This is a genomic window from Pseudomonas sp. R76, from assembly GCF_009834565.1.
GTDB lineage: Bacteria > Pseudomonadota > Gammaproteobacteria > Pseudomonadales > Pseudomonadaceae > Aquipseudomonas.
On record NZ_CP019428.1, the window covers coordinates 2,291,800 to 2,310,019 of the forward strand.

Consider the following 18,220-nt stretch of genomic DNA (forward strand, 5'->3'; position numbering starts at 1 on the left):
CGTTACAAGGCGAACGGACCCGCGCCGTTCGCCTAAGCTCTCTTCCTACAGCCTTCTTTTCGAGATACCCGATGCTCAATAACGATCGCCTACTGGTGCAAATCCTGCTGCTGGTGCTGTTTGGTGCCAGCTTCTGGGTCATGGCGCCATTCTGGTCGGCGCTGTTCTGGGGCGCAGTGCTGGCGTTTGCCAGCTGGCCGCTGATGCGCTTGCTGACCCGCTGGCTGGGTGGCCGCGAATCCCTGGCGGCGGGCATCCTGACCTTGGGCTGGATGTTGCTGGTGGCGGTGCCGCTGGTGTGGCTGGGGTTCAACCTGGCCGACCACGTGCGTGACGCCGTGGGCCTGATCAAGGATATCCAGGTCGACGGCCTGCCGGCTGCGCCGACCTGGCTGGGCTCGATTCCGCTGGTTGGCGAGCGCCTGGTGGCGACGTGGGACAGCATCGACCAACAGGGCGCGGCGTTGATGGTCAGCATCAAGCCGTACCTGGGCCAGGTCGGCAACTGGCTGCTGGCGCGCAGTGCGCAGATCGGCGGCGGTATCCTGGAACTGACCCTGAGCCTGGTGTTTGTGTTCTTCTTCTACCGCGACGGCCCGCGTCTGGCGACCTTTGTGCACCGCCTGTTGGAACGCCTGATCGGTGACCGCGCCGGTTACTACATCGAACTGGTGGCCGGCACCGTACAACGGGTGGTTAACGGTGTGATTGGTACGGCGGCGGCCCAGGCGCTGCTGGCGCTGATCGGTTTCCTGATCGCCGGCGTGCCGGGCGCGCTGGTGCTGGGTATTGTCACCTTCCTGCTCAGCCTGATCCCGATGGGTCCGCCGCTGGTGTGGATCCCGGCCACGGCCTGGCTGGCCTGGAAGGGCGATTACACCTACGCGGTGTTCCTTGGTGTGTGGGGCACGTTCATCATCAGCGGCGTCGACAACGTGCTCAAGCCATACCTGATCAGCCGGGGCGGCAACTTGCCGCTGGTGATTGTGCTGTTGGGCGTGTTTGGCGGCTTGATCGCCTTTGGTTTCATCGGCCTGTTTATCGGCCCGACCTTGTTGGCGGTGGCCTACAGCCTGTTGACGGATTGGAGTGCAACCCAGGCTCAGGTTCGGCGCGAAGACAAACCCCTTTAAGCCCTCGGCAACCACATCACGGCGGTCAAGCCGCCGCCCGGGGTTTCTTCCAGGCTCAGGTGCCCGCCGAGACGCTCCACGGCCTCCTTGGAAATCGTCATGCCGAGGCCGACGCCGCCGGAGTTGCGGTTACGCGAGCCTTCCAGGCGAAAGAAGGGTTCGAACACCGCCTCACGCTTATCCGGCGCAATGCCGGGGCCATGGTCGATCACCCGAATAACCAGCGCCCCACGGCTGTCAGCCAACTCAACACGCGCGGTTCCGGCATAACGCAGGGCGTTGTCGATCAAGTTGTTCAGGCAGGAACGCAGCGCCATCGGTTGCACCTGCAACGGCGCGCAGGTGCCGGAGAACTGCACATCAGAGCCCTGGTCCTGGGCGTTTTCGCTCAGGGATTCGACCAGCGCCTGCACGTCGAGCCAATGCCGCGTTTCGCTGGTGCGCTGTTCATGCAGGTAGCTGAGGGTGGCGTCGAGCATGCCGATCATGTCGTCCAGGTCCTGGCGCATCTGGCCTTGCAGTTTGGTGTCTTCGATCTGTTCCAGGCGCAGCTTGAGGCGCGACAGCGGGGTGCGCAGGTCATGGGACACCGCGCCAAGCATGCGCGCGCGCTGGCTGACTTGTTCGCGGATGCGCTTTTGCATCAGGTTGAACGTTGACGCTGCCTGGCGCGCCTCCCGTGGCCCGGACTCATTCAGCGGCGGGCTGTCGAGGTCGAGGCTCAGGCGTTCGGCGGCCGCACTCAGGCGCTGTATCGGCCGGCTCAGCAGTTTGGCGCCGTACCAGGCGGCGATGATCAGCGAAATAAACTGAAAGGTCAGCGGCACCACCGGGCCACCAAACCAGGAGCGATGATGCCGGGGCAGGGGCTTCATAGTGCCGTCCGGCTGCTCGACGAAGGTTTCCTGCGGCGGCTGTGGCGGTGGGCCGTAATGGTGAAACCAGAAGAACGCCAGCGCATGGGCCAGCACAATAGCCACCAGCAATACGCCGAACAGCCTGCCGAACAGCGTATTGAAGGCGTTGCGCATCAGCCGATATCCCGGGCGTCGAACAGGTAGCCTTCGCCGCGCACGGTTTTGATCAGCTGCGGTGCTTTCGGGTCATCTCCCAGTTTCTGGCGCAGGCGCGACACCAGCAAGTCGATGCTGCGATCAAACGCTTCGATGGAGCGGCCACGGGCGGCATCCAGCAATTGCTCGCGGCTCAGCACGCGGCGCGGGCGTTCGATAAACACCCACAGCAACCGAAACTCGGCATTCGACAGCGGCACCACCAGGCCATCGTCCGCGACCAGCTGGCGCAGCACGCTGTTGAGGCGCCAGTTGTCGAAACGGATGTTGGCGCGCTGCTCGGTACGGTCATCGCGCACCCGGCGCAGGATGGTCTGGATACGTGCCACCAGCTCGCGCGGTTCGAAGGGTTTGGACATGTAATCATCGGCGCCCAGCTCCAGGCCGATGATGCGGTCGGTGGGTTCGCAGCGCGCGGTGAGCATCAGGATCGGGATGTCCGACTCGGTGCGCAGCCAGCGGCACAGCGACAGGCCGTCTTCGCCCGGCAGCATCAGGTCGAGCACCACCACATCAAAGGTTTCGGCTTGCATGGCCGTGCGCATGGCCGTGCGCATGGCCGTGCCGTCGGTGACGCCGATGGCGAGAATATTGAAGCGGGCCAGGTAGTCGATCAGCAGTTCACGGATCGGCAGGTCGTCATCGACGATCAACGCGCGGGTGTTCCAGCGCTTGTCTTCGGCGATCACCGCGCCTTTTTGCTCTTCGTTTACAGAGACGGTAGGGGTATGCATAGTGCGATCATCTGCCTGGTTGTTGCTGTCAGCATAGGCGCCCAGCTCCATGGCTGGAAGTGCTGGACGGGCGGTCATGTGCGCGAGGCTAGACGCGGGGCGTGTTGAGGGCATGTCGGGAATGTATCGGCCCTGACACAATTGCGTGAAATGCCGGGTTTGGCGGCGCTTAATCAGTATTTACCGATCATCGGATCCCGCAACGGCGCCGCTTGCGCTACAATCCGCGCCGATTTCGACTTGCCTGAGAGCCCATTCCAATGTCCGTTTGCCAGACGCCTATCATCGTCGCCCTGGATTACCCCACTCGTGACGCCGCACTGAAGCTGGCTGACCAGTTGGACCCCGCGCTTTGCCGGGTCAAAGTCGGCAAGGAACTGTTCACCAGTTGCGCCGCCGAAATCGTCGGCACCTTGCGTGACAAAGGCTTCGAAGTATTTCTCGACCTGAAATTCCACGACATCCCCAACACCACTGCCATGGCGGTTAAAGCCGCTGCGGAAATGGGCGTGTGGATGGTCAACGTGCATTGCTCCGGTGGCCTGCGCATGATGAGCGCCTGCCGCGAAGTGCTGGAGCAGCGCAACGGCCCCAAACCGCTGCTGATTGGGGTGACCGTGCTGACCAGCATGGAGCGCGAAGACCTGGCCGGCATCGGCCTGGATATCGAGCCTCAGGAGCAGGTTTTGCGTTTGGCCGCGTTGGCGCAGAAAGCTGGCCTGGATGGCCTGGTCTGCTCGGCACTGGAAGCCCAGGCGCTGAAGACTGCGCACCCGTCGCTGCAGCTGGTGACTCCAGGGATTCGCCCGGCGGGCAGCGCGCAGGATGACCAGCGCCGCATCCTGACCCCGCGTCAGGCCCTGGACGCAGGTTCGGATTACCTGGTGATCGGTCGCCCGATCAGCCAGGCGGCCGATCCGGCGAAAGCGTTGGCAGCTGTCGTCGCCGAAATCGCCTGACGATCGTTCCCACGCTCCGCGTGGGAATGCCTCTTGTGACGCTCCGCGTCACGCTTTGGGACGCAGAGCGTCCTGGGCAGCATTCCCACGCAGAGCGTGGGAACGATCTCATCTGTCAGCTGACTTTTAGAATCAGCTTCCCAAAGTTCTCACCGTTGAACAGCCTCATCAGCGTCTCCGGGAACGTCTCCAGCCCCTCGACAATGTCTTCCTTGCTCTTGAGCTTGCCCTGCGCCATCCAGCCGGCCATCTCTTGCCCGGCCGCGGCAAAATTCGCCGCATGGTCCATCACCACAAAGCCTTCCATGCGCGCGCGATTGACCAGCAACGACAAGTAGTTGGCTGGGCCTTTCACCGCTTCGATCGTTCCCACGCTCCGCGTGGGAATGCCTCTTGTGACGCTCCGCGTCACGCTTTGGGACGCAGAGCGTCCCGGGCAGCATTCCCACGCAGAGCGTGGGAACGATCTCATCTGTCAGCTGACTTTTAGAATCAGCTTCCCAAAGTTCTCACCGTTGAACAATTTCATCAGCGTCTCCGGGAACGTTTCCAGCCCCTCGACAATGTCTTCCTTGCTCTTGAGCTTGCCCTGCGCCATCCAGCCGGCCATCTCTTGCCCGGCCGCGGCAAAATTCGCCGCATGGTCCATCACCACAAAGCCTTCCATGCGCGCGCGATTGACCAGCAATGACAAGTAGTTGGCTGGGCCTTTCACCGCTTCTTTATTGTTGTACTGGCTAATGGCACCGCAAATCACCACCCGCGCCTTCAATGCCAGGCGGCTGAGCACGGCGTCGAGGATGTCGCCGCCGACGTTATCGAAATACACATCCACGCCTTTGGGGCATTCGCGCTTGAGGGCGGCGGGTACGTCTTCGCTTTTGTAGTCGATGGCTGCGTCAAAGCCCAATTCGTCTACCAGGAACTTGCATTTGTCGGCGCCGCCGGCAATGCCCACCACGCGGCAACCCTTGAGCTTGGCGATCTGCCCGGCAATGCTGCCGACCGCACCGGCAGCGCCGGAGATCACCACGGTTTCGCCCGCCTTGGGTGCGCCGGTGTCGAGCAGGGCGAAGTAGGCGGTCATGCCGGTCATGCCGAGGGCCGACAGGTAGCGCGGCAAGGGCGCGAGCTTGGGGTCGACCTTATAGAAGCCACGCGGCTCGCCGAGGAAATAATCCTGCACGCCCAGCGCACCGTTCACGTAGTCGCCGACCGCGAATTTCGGGGTGTTGGAGGCAATCACCTTGCCTACACCCAGCGCGCGCATCACTTCGCCAATGCCGACGGGCGGAATGTAGGATTTGCCTTCGTTCATCCAGCCGCGCATCGCCGGGTCCAGCGACAGGTATTCATTGCGCACCAGCACTTGCCCCTCTGCCGGCGTGCCCACCGGCACTTCCTGGTAGGTGAAAGTGTCCCGCGTGGCCGCGCCGACCGGGCGTTTGGCGAGCAGGAACTGGCGATTGGTCTGGGCAGTCATGGCAAGGACTCTTTAGAAATGAACCATGAGTGATAGACCCTCAAGGCGCCCGGGGCAAGGTCTACCGAGCAGCGCGAATGCCCGCCGATAGGCAGGGCTAATAGTTGCACCCTGCGCCTTATCACTGCGATTCATACAGCGCCAACGGGGCTTCTGATAGTGCTGACGCGCCCGTCCTGGCGTTGGCTAGACTCGTGCCACAGCTATTTCTTGCATAGGACATCCTCCATGAGCATGACGTTTTCCGGCCAGGTCGCCCTGGTAACTGGCGCCGCCGCGGGTATTGGTCGCGCCACCGCGCTGGCGTTCGCCGCAGAAGGCTTGAAAGTAGTGGTTGCCGACCTGGATGTGGCGGGCGGCGAGGGCACGGTTGCGCTGATTCAGCAGGCCGGTGGCGAGGCGATTTTTGTGCGCTGCAACGTCACGCTGGAGGCTGATGTGCAGCAATTGATGGCACAGACCGTCGCCGCCTATGGGCGCCTCGACTATGCCTTCAACAACGCCGGCATCGAGATTGAAAAGGGCAAGCTGGCCGACGGCAGCCTGGATGAGTTCGACGCGATCATGGGCGTTAACGTCAAAGGCGTGTGGCTCTGCATGAAGTACCAGTTGCCGCTGCTGCTGGCCCAGGGCGGCGGGGCGATCGTCAACACGGCGTCGGTGGCAGGGTTGGGGGCGGCGCCGAAGATGAGCATTTATGCGGCGTCCAAACACGCTGTCATCGGCCTGACCAAGTCGGCAGCCATTGAGTACGCGAAGAAGAAAATTCGTGTGAATGCGGTATGCCCTGCAGTGATCGACACCGACATGTTCCGCCGAGCCTATGAAGCCGACCCGCGCAAAGCCGAATTTGCGGCGGCCATGCACCCGGTCGGGCGCATTGGCAAGGTGGAGGAAATCGCCAGTGCCGTGCTGTACCTGTGCAGCGACGGTGCAGCGTTCACCACGGGGCAGGCGCTGGCGGTGGACGGTGGTGCGACGGCTATCTAGGACTCCATGTCGCTGCCTATTCGAAAAGGCCAGGCGCGCTGTGGGGCGTTTCCAGGGCTGGCACAAGGCCTCGTCAGATTGTGTATCAGTAGGTAAATAACTCAATAAAATCAATGATTTAATAATTTTTTGCGACCAGTTGAACCGGGCTTCTGTGCTTAACTGTTTAGGGTTGATTAACAGACAGTTGAAGTGAGTGGCTCATGGATTTAGGCATCGATCGACAAGCCCTTGTACCGGTGGTGCAGCAAATCGTCAGTGCGGTGGCGCAATGGATTCGCAACAGCGGCGCGAGCCCCGGCACGCGCTTGCCGTCCATCCGGCAATTGGCCCTTGATAACCTGCTCAGTCAATCCAGCGTGCTCGAAGCCTTCGAACGTATGGTGGCCCAAGGGTTATTGGAGGCAAAACAGGGCGCGGGATTTGTTGTGGCTCAACCGCCGGTTTCCCTGGAGAGCCAATGGTATGAAGGTGCGGAGCTGGGCTGGGGCGCCTATGTCGAGGGGCCTTTGGGCGAATTGAAGCTGGGCTGCGGCTGGTTGCCGGACGCTTGGCGAGAAAGCGATGACATCTGTTACGCCATCCGCGAGATCAGCCGCACCGATACCGTCGCCCTGTTCAACTACAGCACGCCGCTGGGGTTGCCGGTGTTACGCGAACAATTGCTCAAGCGGCTGACCCAGATGAAGGTGGTCACCCACCTCGATTGCATCCTCACCACCCACGGCGCCAGCCATGCACAGGACCTGTTGATACGCACATTGCTAAAGGCCGGCGATACGGTGGTGGTCGAGACGCCCGGCTATGCCAACCTCTACAGGCAGTTGGAACGCCACGGCGTCAAGCTGCTGGAAGTGCCACGCGTCGTGGGTGGCCCGGACATCCCGGTGCTGGAGACGCTGCTGCAAAGCCATCGCCCCAAGTGCCTGTTCATCAATTGCCTGTATCACAACCCCACCGGCACCAGCCTGTGCCGCGGGGTGGCGGAACGTCTGTTACAACTGGCGCACAGCGAAGATTTCCTGATCGTCGAAGAAGACGTCTACGGCGACTTGCAGCACGCCAGCTGCACACGGTTGTCGGCGCTGCCCCATGAAGGGCGGGTGATCTATATCTCGAGTTTCTCCAAAACCCTCAGCAGTGCCCTGCGGGTGGGGTATCTGAGCGCCAGTGCAGCGCTTGTCACGCAGATGGCCACGCTCAAGACGTTGACGGGCATCGGCACCTCGCGGTTTGCCGAAGCGGTGGTGGCTACGCTATTGGCCAATGGCACTTATCGCAAATGGGTGCAGCGCCTGCGCAAGCGTTTGAACACGCAAATGGCTGCGACCTTGCAGGTGCTGGAGGACGAAGAGTGGGAGGTGTTTGCCGTGCCCGCCGGGGGCATGTTTGTGTGGGCGCGGCCTGGCGTCGGTGACCGTTCGCGGTTGCAGGCGTGCGCCCGGCGCTTGTGTGTATTGCTGTCGCCGGGGGCGCTGTTCAGTCCCAAAGGCGAACACAGTGACTGGCTGCGCATCAATGTGGCCTATGCTGCTGATCAGCGGGCGTTGGCGCTGTTCCGTGCGATGGGGCCTGCCAGATCGACCTCGACCATTCTGAAAACGACGAGCGTGTAGCTTTTTGCCATTATTGTGGCGCCAACGTCTTGTGCCGGTAGCGCGTCGTTGCGAATCTCGCAGCATGGAAACCAGGCTTGATGGCATCTGCCATTGCAAGAGGATCAAGTGCAATGATTTCGGCCGTGCAACGACGTTTCGCCAACCTCGGTATGGCGAAAAAACTGGGCGTGGGCTTCACCCTGGTGCTGCTGCTGACGGCGCTGGTGGCGGCCATTGGCGTGTGGTCCCTGCAAACCGTGGGTCAACGTTTTGAGGGCCTCAAGGCAATGTCTTCGCTCAACAGCGGCCTGCTCAAGGTGCGCCTGATCGAGCAGGATTACGCGTTGCACGCCGACCCCAAGGCCGTCGACGCCCTGCACGAAAGCGTCGACGCCTTGGCCGTCCAAGCCGCCAGCCTCAAGGCCCGGTCCGCCGCGAATGTGCCGGTGATGAGCGAGGTAGAACAGGCGCTTGCCGCGTATCGCAAGGCGTTCGACGAGTTTGTCGAGTTGACCCAGACCAAGGACCTGGCCCTGGAAATGGCCAGTTGGTCGGTCTCCAGTGTGGCCAATAACCTCGACGTGTTGCAGGCAGGCCTGGCCGACGATGGTGCCTATGGCCTCAAGGAAAGCCAGGGCAAGGACGGCGCCGAGTTTATCGAACAGGCCGGGCAGGTCAGCCAGGTGTCGCGGTTGATGTTGCAAGCCATGAACGAAGCGCGACTGCGCCTGGATCAGAGCCGCAAGGTCGATGCGGACAACGCCGAGCAAGGCAAGATCGAGCAGGCCGACCAAGCCCTGGCGCAGGTCGAGCAGTTGAAAACCTCGGTCAAGGACGCGGGTTACCAGACTGTGCTCAACGAAGTGTCCGGGCACATCGCCGCGTTCAGCGAGAAACTCGGCGAGTACACCGGGCTGCTGGCCCAGGAAAAAGTCGTCTACAAGCAATTGCATGACCGCGCCGATCAAGTTGTCAGCCGGGTCAACCAGGCGTATGACGCTGAAGATCAATCCATGCAGGCGCAGCTGAAAAAAAGCGCGCTGCTGATCGTCGTTTCGTCAGCGCTGGCACTGCTGGTGGGCTTGATTGCCGCGTGGGTGATTACCCGGTTGATCGTGGCGCCGTTGCGCCGTGTGATCGCCGTGGCCCAGCAGATTGCTGCGGGTGATTTGACTGGGCGGATGGAGGTCAGCCGCCGTGATGAAATCGGCCAGTTGATGCAGGCGATGCAACAGATGGGCAGCGGCTTGAGCCAGATGGTCAGCGGGCTGCAGGCCGGCATTGAGCAATTGGCCAGTTCGGCGCAATCACTGTCCAGTGTCACCGAACAGACCAATGTCGAGGTCAGCAGCCAGAAAGAAGAAACCGAGCAGGTTGCCACGGCGATGAACCAGATGACCGCCACGGTGCATGACGTGGCGCGCAACGCCGAAGAGGCCGCGCAAGCCGCGCAGACCGCCGATGACAAAGTCGACAGCGGCCAGCAGGTGGTGCGTCAAAGCCTGCACCGCATTGAATTGCTCGCCACCTCCAGCACCAGTGCCAGCGCAAGTATCGAAAGCCTGAGCGCGGAAATCCAGAATATCGGCACCGTGCTGGGCGTGATCAAAAGCGTGGCTGAACAAACCAATTTGCTCGCCCTCAACGCCGCTATCGAAGCGGCCCGCGCCGGCGAGCAAGGCCGAGGTTTCGCGGTGGTGGCCGATGAAGTCCGGGCGCTGGCCAAGCGCACACAGCAATCGACCGAGGAAATCGAGCGCCTGGTCAGTACGTTGCGCAACGCGGCGCAGTCGTCAGTGCAGCAGATCCAGCAAAGTGGCGAGTTGGTGAAGCTGGCGGTCAGCGATGCACTGTAAACCGAGAGTGCGCTGGGCAGCATCGCGGCAGCGGTGTCGCTGATTCAGCAGATGAACCAACAGATTGCCGCGGCGGCCGAGGAACAAAGCTCAGTGGCCGAAGAGATCAATCGCAGCGTCACCAGCATTCGTGCCAGTGCCGATCAGTCGGCGTTGAGCATGCAAGGCAATGCCGCGTCGAGCATTCAACTGGCGCAGTTGGGGGCGGAGCTCAAGGGCATGGTCGGGCACTTCCGGCTTTGATCGCAGCATTTGCACTGCGATCAAAGGGCAGGGCGGCGATCAGGCGTGGTTGGCGAGGAAGGTCAGCAGCGCTTCATTGACGAAGTCCGGGTTTTCTCGAGAAGAAATATGCCCCGCTTCTGGAACCAGCGTCAGGCTGCACCCGATCAGATCGGCCATTTCCTTGGATTCGGCGGGCGGCCGAGGCTTGTCCTGTTCGCCACACATGACCAGCGTGGTGTCGGTGTCCAGGCGCGGCAGTTGGTCGAGGATGTCGGCGCGGCTGAAGATCAGGCGGCCCAGCGGCACGATGCTTTGCTGCAGGCGTTCCTTGGGAAACGCCTGCAACGCGCTGCGGAAATCCTGATACAGCGCTGATTCACGATCAATCGTCGGGCGGAAGAAGATCGGTGCAACCACATCCAGCAACGGCTCGGGGATGGCGCCGGCGTCTTCGATCATCTTGAACAGCGAGAAGTAGTATTGGCGGGTAGCCTCGGGCTCGGCGCCGAGGTAGGTGTCCATCAGCACCAGGCTGTTGATGCGCTCAGGTGCCAGCAGTGCAAGGCGCGCGCCCCACATGCCGCCAACCGACAGGCCGACCAGATTGATGTGGGCGATATCCAACTGATCCAGCAGCGCGAGGGTCTGGCGTGCGAGGTCGTCCAGGGAGTGGGTGTGCGCCGGCAGCGGGCCGGATTCGCCGTGGCCCCACAGTTCGGGGACGATCACCCGGTACTGTTGCGACAAAGCTTCAATTTGCGGCGCCCACATCTCGCGGCCCCACAAGTAACTCGAACCCAGCAGGACGACCGGGCCGGTGCCCTGGTCGACGTAGTGCAGCGGTTGTCCATCAATCACGGCAACAGGCATAGCAGGCCTCTAACTTCACGGAGTGAGGGGCACTTTTTTACGCTAGTCGGAGGCGGGGGGATAGGTGCAAAGTGATGGCATGTTGTAGCGAGGCGTTTGTCGGTGGTGAGCAGGCTTATTGTGGCAGGCAGGCTTGTGGTGGGGAGCAGGCTGGTAGTGGCGGGCAGGCTTGTAGTGGGGAGCAGGCTGGTAGTGGGGAGCAGGCTGGTAGTGGCGAGCGGGCTTGCCCCGCGTTGGGCTGCGAAGCAGCCCCAAAACCTGACGATGCGGTTTATCAGGTACACCGCGGCGGTTGAAGTGGGAGCGCTTCGCACTCCAACGCGGGGCAAGCCCGCTCGCCACAACAAGCCCACTGGCCACAACAAGCCCGCTCGCCACAACGAGCCCATTTACCACGACAGCCCGGTTTGCCATGGGCTGCGTGGATCAGTCGTAGATGACTTTCTTTTTCCATTCGGCGTCGGCGTCGACGACTTTCAGGCCTTCAGTCAGTTCGTTGACTTCATCTTCGGCAGGCTTGCTGTCGGTCAGTACGGTGGAATTGGCGCGCGCCAGTTGCGACTCCAGCAACTGCAGTTGCGCGCTGTAGAGCACCGGCTCCGGCTGTTTGCGCAAGTACTGTACGCCGCGCTCGAACGCCAGGCGTGCCTGACCAGGCTGGCCTTGTTGCAGGGCATGCTGGCCGAGGTTGTTGAAGAACTCGATGTGCAGCAACACCAGGATATGGCGAATTTCCTTGATCCAGTGCTTGGTTTCGTTGGTCGGCAGGAAACCGTCCTGTGCCGCACGGGTGACTTGGCCGTGCAGGGCTTCGAGCAGGAAGCGCACGTCCTTGGCCTTGGCTTCGGTCTGGATCGGCGCCGGTGGGTTGGTCACCGGAATCGATTCGCCCTGGCCGATCAGTGCATTCAACTCAGCGATACGGGCCTTGAGCGGCGCGCTCGATTTGTTGAGGTTCAACAGGCGCTGGTTGACGTTGAGCTCCAGGCGGGTCAACAACAGTTTCAGCTTCGGGGTCATCAACTGGCCGGGAAACGTCTCGGTGATTTCACCGCAGCGACGCAGCCGATCGTTAAGCTCAATCTCGGTGCGCTTCTTTTCCAGTTTGTTGTTTTCCACCACGTGGTTCATGTAGCCAATGGCGATCAGTATTACGATCCCGGCTATTACCAGCAGGGTGATCATGAGTGGTGTCACCGGTGTGACCTCTTTATAGGGTTTGCTGTGGAGTGTAGTGACTGGGCCATCCGACGGATAGGATTGTTCGACCAGTTGCCCAGGTAGTTTCTTCTATATAGGTACGCTTTCCCTGCATGGATGCACATTGCCATCATTTGCTGAGGCGAACTATAGCGCCTTGTCGGACGCCAGAATATAGGCGCCAAAGCCTGGACGGGCACAATCCCCGCAAAGCCCTGGAAAGCAGGGGGAAGTCATTGATTTAAATAAATTTATCCTTGGGGGTTGACGACCTTTCAATCCATCCATAGAATGCGCGCCACTTACAGCGTAAAGCACACAGCGAAACGCGGTAGGGAGTGAATGTTGTACGTGTGTCCCCTTCGTCTAGTGGCCTAGGACACCGCCCTTTCACGGCGGTAACAGGGGTTCGAGTCCCCTAGGGGACGCCAATATGCGGGAATAGCTCAGTTGGTAGAGCACGACCTTGCCAAGGTCGGGGTCGCGAGTTCGAGTCTCGTTTCCCGCTCCAAATTTAAGCAGTGTTGCTTTCGGGCGACACTGAGTGAAACCAGGGCATAATCTTCGGATTTAATCTCTGGGCACTGAAATACACACCATGTGTTTCAGTAGCGTGTCCCCTTCGTCTAGTGGCCTAGGACACCGCCCTTTCACGGCGGTAACAGGGGTTCGAGTCCCCTAGGGGACGCCATTTGCGGGAATAGCTCAGTTGGTAGAGCACGACCTTGCCAAGGTCGGGGTCGCGAGTTCGAGTCTCGTTTCCCGCTCCATATTTAACGAAAACGCCGATCAGTGATGATCGGCGTTTTTGTTCGTGTTGATTTTTTATCGGGAAAAACTCACCTGCCGCGTAGGCTTGATGGTGAATCTCGTAGGAATGGTCTGTAATTAGCATCTGCCGGCTGTGTACCTGTCCCGCTGTCTCTACTCTGGCCAGATTATTCTCACTGTTCATCTCAGAGAACTGCCCAGATGCTGCAACTCGATTTCTATTCAACCTTGGTCGCCGCTTCCCTGGTGTTGTTGCTGGGGCGTTGGCTGGTGGCTCGCATCGGTTTTTTACGCACCTACAGTATTCCGGAACCCGTCGCCGGTGGTTTATTGGTTGCCACGTTGCTGCTGGCTTTGCGTGCACTGGCGGGCATTGAGGTTCGATTCGATGGGTCTTTGCAAACCCCATTAATGTTGGCGTTTTTTGCCACCATTGGCCTGAACGCGGATTTCGCCAGCTTGAAACGCGGCGGGCGGGTTCTGGGTATTTTCCTGCTGGTCGTGACGGCTTTATTGGTCGTGCAAAATGCCATGGGCATCGCTTTGGCCAAAGCGTTGGGGCTCGACCCATTGATGGGCTTGCTGGCCGGTTCTATCACCCTGTCGGGTGGGCATGGCACAGGCGCCGCCTGGGGTGCGGTATTCAGTGAAAAATATGGCGTGGCCTCCGCATCAGAACTGGCGATTGCTTCGGCAACCTTTGGCTTGGTGCTGGGCGGCTTGATTGGTGGGCCGGTGGCGCGCTTGCTGATCAAACGCGTGCAGGTGCCCGGCCTTGAACACGCGCAGCCGCGCCCGGCCAAAGGCTTTGAACAGCCCAATCAGGAACGCATGATCACCTCGTTTTCGTTTATTGAGACGTTGGCGTTACTGGCGATCAGCCTGCAAGTCGGCACGTTCCTGAGTGGTTTTATCCAAGGCACGGCTTTCGAGCTGCCGACCTTTGTGTGCGTGTTGTTTGTCGGTGTGGTGTTGCGCAATGGCTTGTCGGCACTCGGCTGGCATCAAGTGTTTGAGCGTGAGGTGTCGTTGCTGGGCAATGTCAGCCTGTCGCTGTTCCTGGCGATTGCGCTGATGTCGCTCAAGCTCTGGGACCTGGCGGCGCTGGCGTTGCCGATTGTCATCCTGTTGGCCGCGCAGGCGTTATTGATGGCGCTGTTCGCGATTTTCGTGACGTTCCGGATCATGGGCAGCAACTACGACGCTGCAGTGCTGGCGGCAGGGCACTGCGGTTTTGGCTTGGGCGCAACGCCTACTGCGATTGCCAATATGCAGGCGGTGACGCAACGCTTCGGCCCTTCGCAGATTGCGTTTCTGGTGGTGCCGATGGTGGGGGCGTTTTTTATCGATATCACCAATGCGGTGGTGATCAAGTTGTTCCTGGCGCTGCCATTCCTGGGCGCGTCGGGCTGAGGCCCGGCGCGTTCAATTCAGCGCGTGAGCATCCTGCTTCGGCATGAAGAAACGCGCGAACAGTTCGGACTGCGACTTGATGTTCAACTTGTTGTAAATGTTGCGCCGGTGCACCTTGACGGTTTCCGTCGACAGGAACAGCTTGCCGGCGATCTCTTTGTTAGAGAAACCACTGAGCAACAATTTAAGTACGTCCTTTTCCCGCGTGGTGATCTGGGTGCCCAGCTGAATAATCGCTTCCGACCAGAGCGGTGGTTCAGTGAGGTTTTTTTCCACATCAAGCTCAAAGCACATGCGCTGGTGCATCAGCGCCATCACCCACGGCTTAATGATATCCAGTGTGGCGATCTGCTCCGGGCTGAAGCGCACGTTACTGCCAAATGATATGCACAGCGTTCTGTCCGCATCGAGCTGGACGTTGTACTGCACCTCGTCCACGGACACGTACTGGGCGAAATACTGGTGGTAATACTCAGTGGTCAGGAAGTGCTCCGGCGCGATGTCGGACAAATGGAAAAAGCCGCTCTGTGGGTTTTCACGGTTGGCGATGTAGAACGGATCCAGCAGATACAGCCCTTTCACATAACGTTCCGTCAGGGCGTCCACTTCTTCCGCGTCGGCAACCTCGGTCACGCACACAACGTTGACCTGTTCATTGCTGAACACCAGCACCACCCAGTTATCGATCTGCACATACTCCCTTAACACGCGCACCAGCGAGCTCCAGAAGGCTGGGCGGTTCAGCTCCATGATTAGCTTGCCAGCCGATCGATGCCAGGCCAGGTTATGCAGGTCGAGTGACATGTTCTACCCCTTTAGGGTTAGGGATTCATAGGGCCGAGCTAAGTACTTGTAGGTATTTACTAATCGGCGACGCCGGGTATATTCACCAGCCAGTGAGTCATGGCCATGATGGCCTGTCGTTTTTGACAAGGATAGTTATATGAGTCAATCACATTTGCGAGCCATTTTTTTTGCCTCGCTGGTCTGCGTCGGTATCAGCGCGCCAGCAGCGGCCGCAGAGTCACGGGTCAATCTGTACAACTGGTTTGGGTTGATCGCGCCAGAGACCCCAAAGGAATTTGAGCAAAAAACCGGCACCAGGATGCACGTGGACGCTTTCGACAGCGCCGAACTCATGCAGAGCAAAGTCATGGCCGGGCGCACCGGGTATGACGTCGTCGTCGCCACCTCGAATGTCCTGCCAAGCCTGATCCAGGCAGGCGTGCTCGCACCGCTGGACCGCAGCCAGCTGAGCAACTATGCCCATATCGACCCCGAGATGCTGGCCCTGCTTTCGGCTAACGACCCAGGCAATCGCTACGCCATTCCCTACTTATGGGGCACCACCGGCATCGGTTATGACGTGGATAAAGTAAAAGCCGCACTGGGTGACAACGCCCCGGTAAACAGTTGGGACCTGATCTTCAAAGAAGAAAACATCAGCAAGCTCAAGTCCTGTGGTGTGGCAATGCTCGACTCGCCGAGTGAAATCATTTCGATCGCGTTGAATTACCTCGGGCTGCCGAGCAACAGCCAGAACCCTGAGGACTACCAGAAGGCTCAGGCGCTGTTGTTGAAAATTCGCCCCTACGTCCTCTACTTCGATTCCTCCAGAACCGACGCCGACTTTGCCGATGGCAATATTTGTGTGGTCGTGGGGTGGGCGAATGGGGCGCTGGCGGCACAGGCCATCAACGAAAAAAACCACACCGGCCGCAAGATCGCCTACAGCCTGCCGCGCGAGGGCGGGTTGGTATGGTCGGAGAATTTTGTGCTGCTCAAAGACGCACCTCACGCAAAAGAAGGCTTGGCATTTATTAACTACATGCTTGAGCCCGAGGTGATTGCCAAAAGTTCCAACCATACGCTTTACCCCAACGCCAACAAGGATGCCACGGTTTTTGTAGAGCAGAAGCTGCGCGACAACCCATGGGTTTATCCGTCCAAGGAGACCATTGCCACACTGGTCCCGCTGGAGCCGTTGCCGTTGAAGTTGGAGCGCATCCGCACGCGTGTGTGGACCAAAGTGAAGAGTGGTACGTGATCGGGTGAGTAAAGTCCCAGAGAGGGAGATAAAGCATGGGCCAACGTGATTACCAGTGCGACGTGAAATCGGACGACTACCAGGCGTACAAGGAAATCGAAGAGCAGATCGGTCACTGTGCGCCGGAACAAGCCTGGGCCATGTATTACGTCTCGACCGGGATGGTGCGTGAACACGTGACGCGAGCGGTCATGGAGCACATCGGCAGGGGCAACCGGGCACTGCTGCTGGAGTTCCCCGAACTTGCCCGACAGGAAGAGAACTCTCGTTTAATGCTCCCTCTCTGAACGCTGTAACCCCCCAAACGCCGATCACTCCTGATCGGCGTTTTTTTGTGCGCGTGTTTCAACGGGCGCTCATGGCCCGCGCCAGGCGCAGCGTGGCTTCACGGATCTCGCCTCGATCCAGCGAGGCGAAACCCAGGCGCAGTGCGTTTTCCGGCAGGTTCATCGGCGAAAACTGCCGCGCGCTGCGCACCACAACGCCGTGGCCCAGGGCATTTTCTACCAACTGATCGACATCGGTTTCAGCCTCGAAACGCACCCACAATGCCAGGCCGCCTTCCGGTTCGCGCACCTGAATGCGTTCGCCGAATGCCTCGTGCAGGCAGCCCTGCAGCACCTCCCGACGCGCCGCGTATTCTTTCGAAACCCGGCGCAGGTGTTTCTTCAACTCGCCCTGATTGATCAGGTCTGCGAGCATCTTCTGCGCCACCGCGTCGGTGTCGCCCACCACCAAAGCGGCGCTGCGTTGCAGCACCTCAATCACACTGGCGGGGGCGACCACGTAACTGCAGCGAAACGTCGACCCCAGCGCCTTGGATAACGAACCGATATAGATCACATGGCGTTGCGCGTGATCACTGGCCAGTGGCAGGTACGGCCGCCCGTTGAAGTGATATTCGTGGTCGTAGTCTTCTTCAATGATGCAGAAGTCATGCAAGGCCGCCAGGGCCAGCAAGTGTTGGCGCCGCGCCGCATGCAGGCTGACGGTGGTGGGGAACTGATGATGCGGTGTGAGGTAGATCATCCGCACGTCATTCGCCTGGCATAACTGCTCGATGTGGTCGGTGCGGCAGCCTTCATCGTCCATGTCCACGGTGATCAACCGCGCGCCCAGCTTGCGGAAAATCTCCCAGGCCGGCGGGTAGCTCAGGCGTTCCACCAGCACCACGTCGCCCGGCTTGATCAGCAAGCTGGCGGTCAGGTACAGCGACACTTGGGTACCGGGCGTCAGGCAAATATTTTCGGCGCTGACCCTCAGCCCGCGTGTGTTGCGCAGCATCTCTGCCAGCGCGCAACGCAACTCATGGCCGGTGCCTTCACTGCCGTAGCGCACGCTGTTGGAGGCAAAACTGCTGCGCAAGGCGTTGCGGTAGTAACGATGCAACACCGCCTGGGGCAGCAAGCGGTGATCGCAGGCACCGTTGTCGAAAAACAGCGCGTCATGCCGGTGTTCGAGGGCGATGACCTGGGCGTTCTGGGTGAAATACGGAACCACGGCTTGCGCCAGAAGCGGCGGTGCAAACGACGGTTGCACACCACTGGGCAGTGGCGTGGGGGCCAGTTGCGCATTGACGAACGTACCGCGCCGCGGCTCGCTGACCAGCCAGCCTTTGGTCAAGGCTTCTTCGTAGGCCAGGATCACCGTCTTGCGGTTGACGTCGAGCAGCTTCGCCATTTCCCGCGTGCCGGGCAGCAGTGTGCCGGGCGGCAAGCGCCCCTCAAGGATCGCCGCGACGAGGCCTTCGGCAATTTGCCGGTAGGACGCCTGGCGTGCACTCGCATCGAGCTTGAGCAACGGGCGCCATTTACGCATCTGGACCATCTGAAGTATCCAAAACTGGAGGTTCTAATGGGCCTAGTCTA

At 60.2% G+C, this 18,220-nt stretch carries 16 protein-coding genes, 4 tRNA genes and 2 pseudogenes; 14 read left to right on the forward strand and 8 right to left on the reverse strand.

Annotation, left to right across the window (positions count from 1 at the left end):
* Nucleotides 1-71: 71 nt before the first annotated feature.
* Nucleotides 72-1,133: an AI-2E family transporter gene (locus tag PspR76_RS10510; RefSeq protein WP_145164944.1), complete on the forward strand. Its 1,062-nt coding sequence runs from the start codon at nt 72-74 to the stop codon at nt 1,131-1,133.
* Here the strand turns inward: PspR76_RS10510 and PspR76_RS10515 are convergent.
* Both PspR76_RS10515 and PspR76_RS10520 read right to left on the reverse strand, forming a co-directional pair.
* Nucleotides 1,130-2,164, reverse strand: coding sequence for a sensor histidine kinase (locus tag PspR76_RS10515; protein WP_159955124.1), 1,035 nt, complete (start codon nt 2,162-2,164; stop codon nt 1,130-1,132). The two genes, PspR76_RS10510 and PspR76_RS10515, sit on opposite strands and share 4 nt — an antisense overlap.
* Nucleotides 2,164-2,940 carry a winged helix-turn-helix domain-containing protein gene (locus tag PspR76_RS10520; RefSeq protein ID WP_159955125.1) on the reverse strand — a complete coding sequence of 259 codons (777 nt, stop codon included), beginning with the start codon at nt 2,938-2,940 and terminating at the stop codon, nt 2,164-2,166. The genes PspR76_RS10515 and PspR76_RS10520 overlap by 1 nt, the downstream gene beginning before the upstream one ends.
* A gap of 260 nt (nt 2,941-3,200) precedes the next feature.
* Here PspR76_RS10520 and pyrF point away from each other — a divergent pair, with 260 nt between their 5' ends.
* Nucleotides 3,201-3,899, forward strand: coding sequence for an orotidine-5'-phosphate decarboxylase (gene pyrF / locus PspR76_RS10525; RefSeq protein WP_159955126.1), 699 nt, complete (start codon nt 3,201-3,203; stop codon nt 3,897-3,899).
* A 115-nt stretch (nt 3,900-4,014) separates the two neighbouring features.
* On the opposite strand, the pseudogene PspR76_RS10530 reads toward pyrF, so the two are convergent.
* Together PspR76_RS10530 and PspR76_RS10535 are read right to left on the reverse strand one after the other, a co-directional pair.
* Nucleotides 4,015-4,260 (reverse strand): annotated as a pseudogene (locus PspR76_RS10530) (NADP-dependent oxidoreductase); the annotation flags it as partial.
* Nucleotides 4,261-4,374: 114 nt separating this feature from the next.
* Complete coding sequence (locus PspR76_RS10535; protein ID WP_159955128.1) at nt 4,375-5,382, reverse strand: NADP-dependent oxidoreductase; 1,008 nt, start codon at nt 5,380-5,382, stop codon at nt 4,375-4,377.
* A gap of 228 nt (nt 5,383-5,610) precedes the next feature.
* Between PspR76_RS10535 and PspR76_RS10540 the strand changes: the two genes are divergently transcribed.
* The 5 genes and pseudogenes from PspR76_RS10540 (at nt 5,611) to PspR76_RS31630 (ending at nt 10,069) form a co-directional block, all read left to right on the forward strand.
* Nucleotides 5,611-6,372, forward strand: coding sequence for an SDR family oxidoreductase (locus tag PspR76_RS10540; RefSeq protein WP_159955129.1), 762 nt, complete (start codon nt 5,611-5,613; stop codon nt 6,370-6,372).
* Nucleotides 6,373-6,575: 203 nt separating this feature from the next.
* Nucleotides 6,576-7,988, forward strand: a complete 1,413-nt coding sequence (locus PspR76_RS10545; protein WP_159955130.1) for an aminotransferase-like domain-containing protein — start codon at nt 6,576-6,578, stop codon at nt 7,986-7,988.
* 995 nt (nt 7,989-8,983) lie between these two features.
* Nucleotides 8,984-9,208: pseudogene (locus PspR76_RS31620) on the forward strand (HAMP domain-containing protein); the annotation flags it as partial.
* 18 nt (nt 9,209-9,226) lie between these two features.
* On the forward strand, nt 9,227-9,826 hold the full coding sequence (locus PspR76_RS31625) for a methyl-accepting chemotaxis protein (protein ID WP_442966823.1): 600 nt from the start codon (nt 9,227-9,229) through the stop codon (nt 9,824-9,826).
* Nucleotides 9,827-9,877: 51 nt separating this feature from the next.
* On the forward strand, nt 9,878-10,069 hold the full coding sequence (locus tag PspR76_RS31630; RefSeq protein WP_442966801.1) for a hypothetical protein: 192 nt from the start codon (nt 9,878-9,880) through the stop codon (nt 10,067-10,069).
* A gap of 39 nt (nt 10,070-10,108) precedes the next feature.
* Here the strand turns inward: PspR76_RS31630 and PspR76_RS10555 are convergent, their stop codons facing one another.
* Together PspR76_RS10555 and PspR76_RS10560 are read right to left on the reverse strand one after the other, a co-directional pair.
* Complete coding sequence (locus PspR76_RS10555; RefSeq protein WP_159955131.1) at nt 10,109-10,921, reverse strand: alpha/beta fold hydrolase; 813 nt, start codon at nt 10,919-10,921, stop codon at nt 10,109-10,111.
* Between the two features lie 426 nt (nt 10,922-11,347).
* Nucleotides 11,348-12,106 (reverse strand): hypothetical protein, encoded by a 759-nt coding sequence (locus tag PspR76_RS10560; protein WP_159955132.1) that lies wholly within the window; start codon nt 12,104-12,106, stop codon nt 11,348-11,350.
* A gap of 370 nt (nt 12,107-12,476) precedes the next feature.
* Between PspR76_RS10560 and PspR76_RS10565 the strand changes: the two genes are divergently transcribed.
* From PspR76_RS10565 to gltS, 5 genes are all read left to right on the forward strand, one after another.
* A tRNA-Glu gene (locus PspR76_RS10565) sits at nt 12,477-12,552 on the forward strand.
* Nucleotides 12,553-12,556: 4 nt separating this feature from the next.
* Nucleotides 12,557-12,632: transfer RNA gene (locus PspR76_RS10570), tRNA-Gly, on the forward strand.
* Nucleotides 12,633-12,736: 104 nt separating this feature from the next.
* A tRNA-Glu gene (locus PspR76_RS10575) sits at nt 12,737-12,812 on the forward strand.
* A gap of 3 nt (nt 12,813-12,815) precedes the next feature.
* Nucleotides 12,816-12,891 (forward strand) — tRNA-Gly (locus PspR76_RS10580).
* A 202-nt stretch (nt 12,892-13,093) separates the two neighbouring features.
* Complete coding sequence (gene gltS / locus PspR76_RS10585; RefSeq protein ID WP_159955133.1) at nt 13,094-14,305, forward strand: sodium/glutamate symporter; 1,212 nt, start codon at nt 13,094-13,096, stop codon at nt 14,303-14,305.
* Nucleotides 14,306-14,317: 12 nt separating this feature from the next.
* Here the strand turns inward: gltS and PspR76_RS10590 are convergent, their stop codons facing one another.
* Nucleotides 14,318-15,109: a response regulator transcription factor gene (locus tag PspR76_RS10590; RefSeq protein WP_159955134.1), complete on the reverse strand. Its 792-nt coding sequence runs from the start codon at nt 15,107-15,109 to the stop codon at nt 14,318-14,320.
* A 139-nt stretch (nt 15,110-15,248) separates the two neighbouring features.
* Between PspR76_RS10590 and PspR76_RS10595 the strand changes: the two genes are divergently transcribed.
* Together PspR76_RS10595 and PspR76_RS10600 are read left to right on the forward strand one after the other, a co-directional pair.
* On the forward strand, nt 15,249-16,352 hold the full coding sequence (locus tag PspR76_RS10595) for a polyamine ABC transporter substrate-binding protein (RefSeq protein WP_159955135.1): 1,104 nt from the start codon (nt 15,249-15,251) through the stop codon (nt 16,350-16,352).
* A gap of 35 nt (nt 16,353-16,387) precedes the next feature.
* The gene (locus tag PspR76_RS10600; protein WP_159955136.1) at nt 16,388-16,639 is read left to right on the forward strand and encodes a hypothetical protein; all 252 of its coding nucleotides are present in this window, start codon (nt 16,388-16,390) and stop codon (nt 16,637-16,639) included.
* Between the two features lie 58 nt (nt 16,640-16,697).
* Here PspR76_RS10600 and pdxR read toward each other — a convergent pair whose 3' ends face one another.
* A complete protein-coding gene (gene pdxR, locus PspR76_RS10605; protein ID WP_159955137.1) occupies nt 16,698-18,179 on the reverse strand; it encodes a MocR-like pyridoxine biosynthesis transcription factor PdxR in 1,482 nt (493 codons plus the stop codon).
* Between the last annotated feature and the right edge of the window lie 41 nt (nt 18,180-18,220).

Bases quoted from the DNA above. Each gene is read 5' to 3' on its own strand.
- PspR76_RS10510 (WP_145164944.1), top strand. From the start codon at position 72: ATGCTCAATAACGATCGCCTACTGGTGCAAATCCTGCTGCTGGTGCTG.
- PspR76_RS10515 (WP_159955124.1), bottom strand. From the start codon at position 2,164: ATGCGCAACGCCTTCAATACGCTGTTCGGCAGGCTGTTCGGCGTATTG.
- PspR76_RS10520 (WP_159955125.1), bottom strand. From the start codon at position 2,940: ATGCATACCCCTACCGTCTCTGTAAACGAAGAGCAAAAAGGCGCGGTG.
- pyrF (WP_159955126.1), top strand. From the start codon at position 3,201: ATGTCCGTTTGCCAGACGCCTATCATCGTCGCCCTGGATTACCCCACT.
- PspR76_RS10535 (WP_159955128.1), bottom strand. From the start codon at position 5,382: ATGACTGCCCAGACCAATCGCCAGTTCCTGCTCGCCAAACGCCCGGTC.
- PspR76_RS10540 (WP_159955129.1), top strand. From the start codon at position 5,611: ATGAGCATGACGTTTTCCGGCCAGGTCGCCCTGGTAACTGGCGCCGCC.
- PspR76_RS10545 (WP_159955130.1), top strand. From the start codon at position 6,576: ATGGATTTAGGCATCGATCGACAAGCCCTTGTACCGGTGGTGCAGCAA.
- PspR76_RS31625 (WP_442966823.1), top strand. From the start codon at position 9,227: ATGGTCAGCGGGCTGCAGGCCGGCATTGAGCAATTGGCCAGTTCGGCG.
- PspR76_RS31630 (WP_442966801.1), top strand. From the start codon at position 9,878: ATGAACCAACAGATTGCCGCGGCGGCCGAGGAACAAAGCTCAGTGGCC.
- PspR76_RS10555 (WP_159955131.1), bottom strand. From the start codon at position 10,921: ATGCCTGTTGCCGTGATTGATGGACAACCGCTGCACTACGTCGACCAG.
- PspR76_RS10560 (WP_159955132.1), bottom strand. From the start codon at position 12,106: ATGATCACCCTGCTGGTAATAGCCGGGATCGTAATACTGATCGCCATT.
- gltS (WP_159955133.1), top strand. From the start codon at position 13,094: ATGCTGCAACTCGATTTCTATTCAACCTTGGTCGCCGCTTCCCTGGTG.
- PspR76_RS10590 (WP_159955134.1), bottom strand. From the start codon at position 15,109: ATGTCACTCGACCTGCATAACCTGGCCTGGCATCGATCGGCTGGCAAG.
- PspR76_RS10595 (WP_159955135.1), top strand. From the start codon at position 15,249: ATGAGTCAATCACATTTGCGAGCCATTTTTTTTGCCTCGCTGGTCTGC.
- PspR76_RS10600 (WP_159955136.1), top strand. From the start codon at position 16,388: ATGGGCCAACGTGATTACCAGTGCGACGTGAAATCGGACGACTACCAG.
- pdxR (WP_159955137.1), bottom strand. From the start codon at position 18,179: ATGGTCCAGATGCGTAAATGGCGCCCGTTGCTCAAGCTCGATGCGAGT.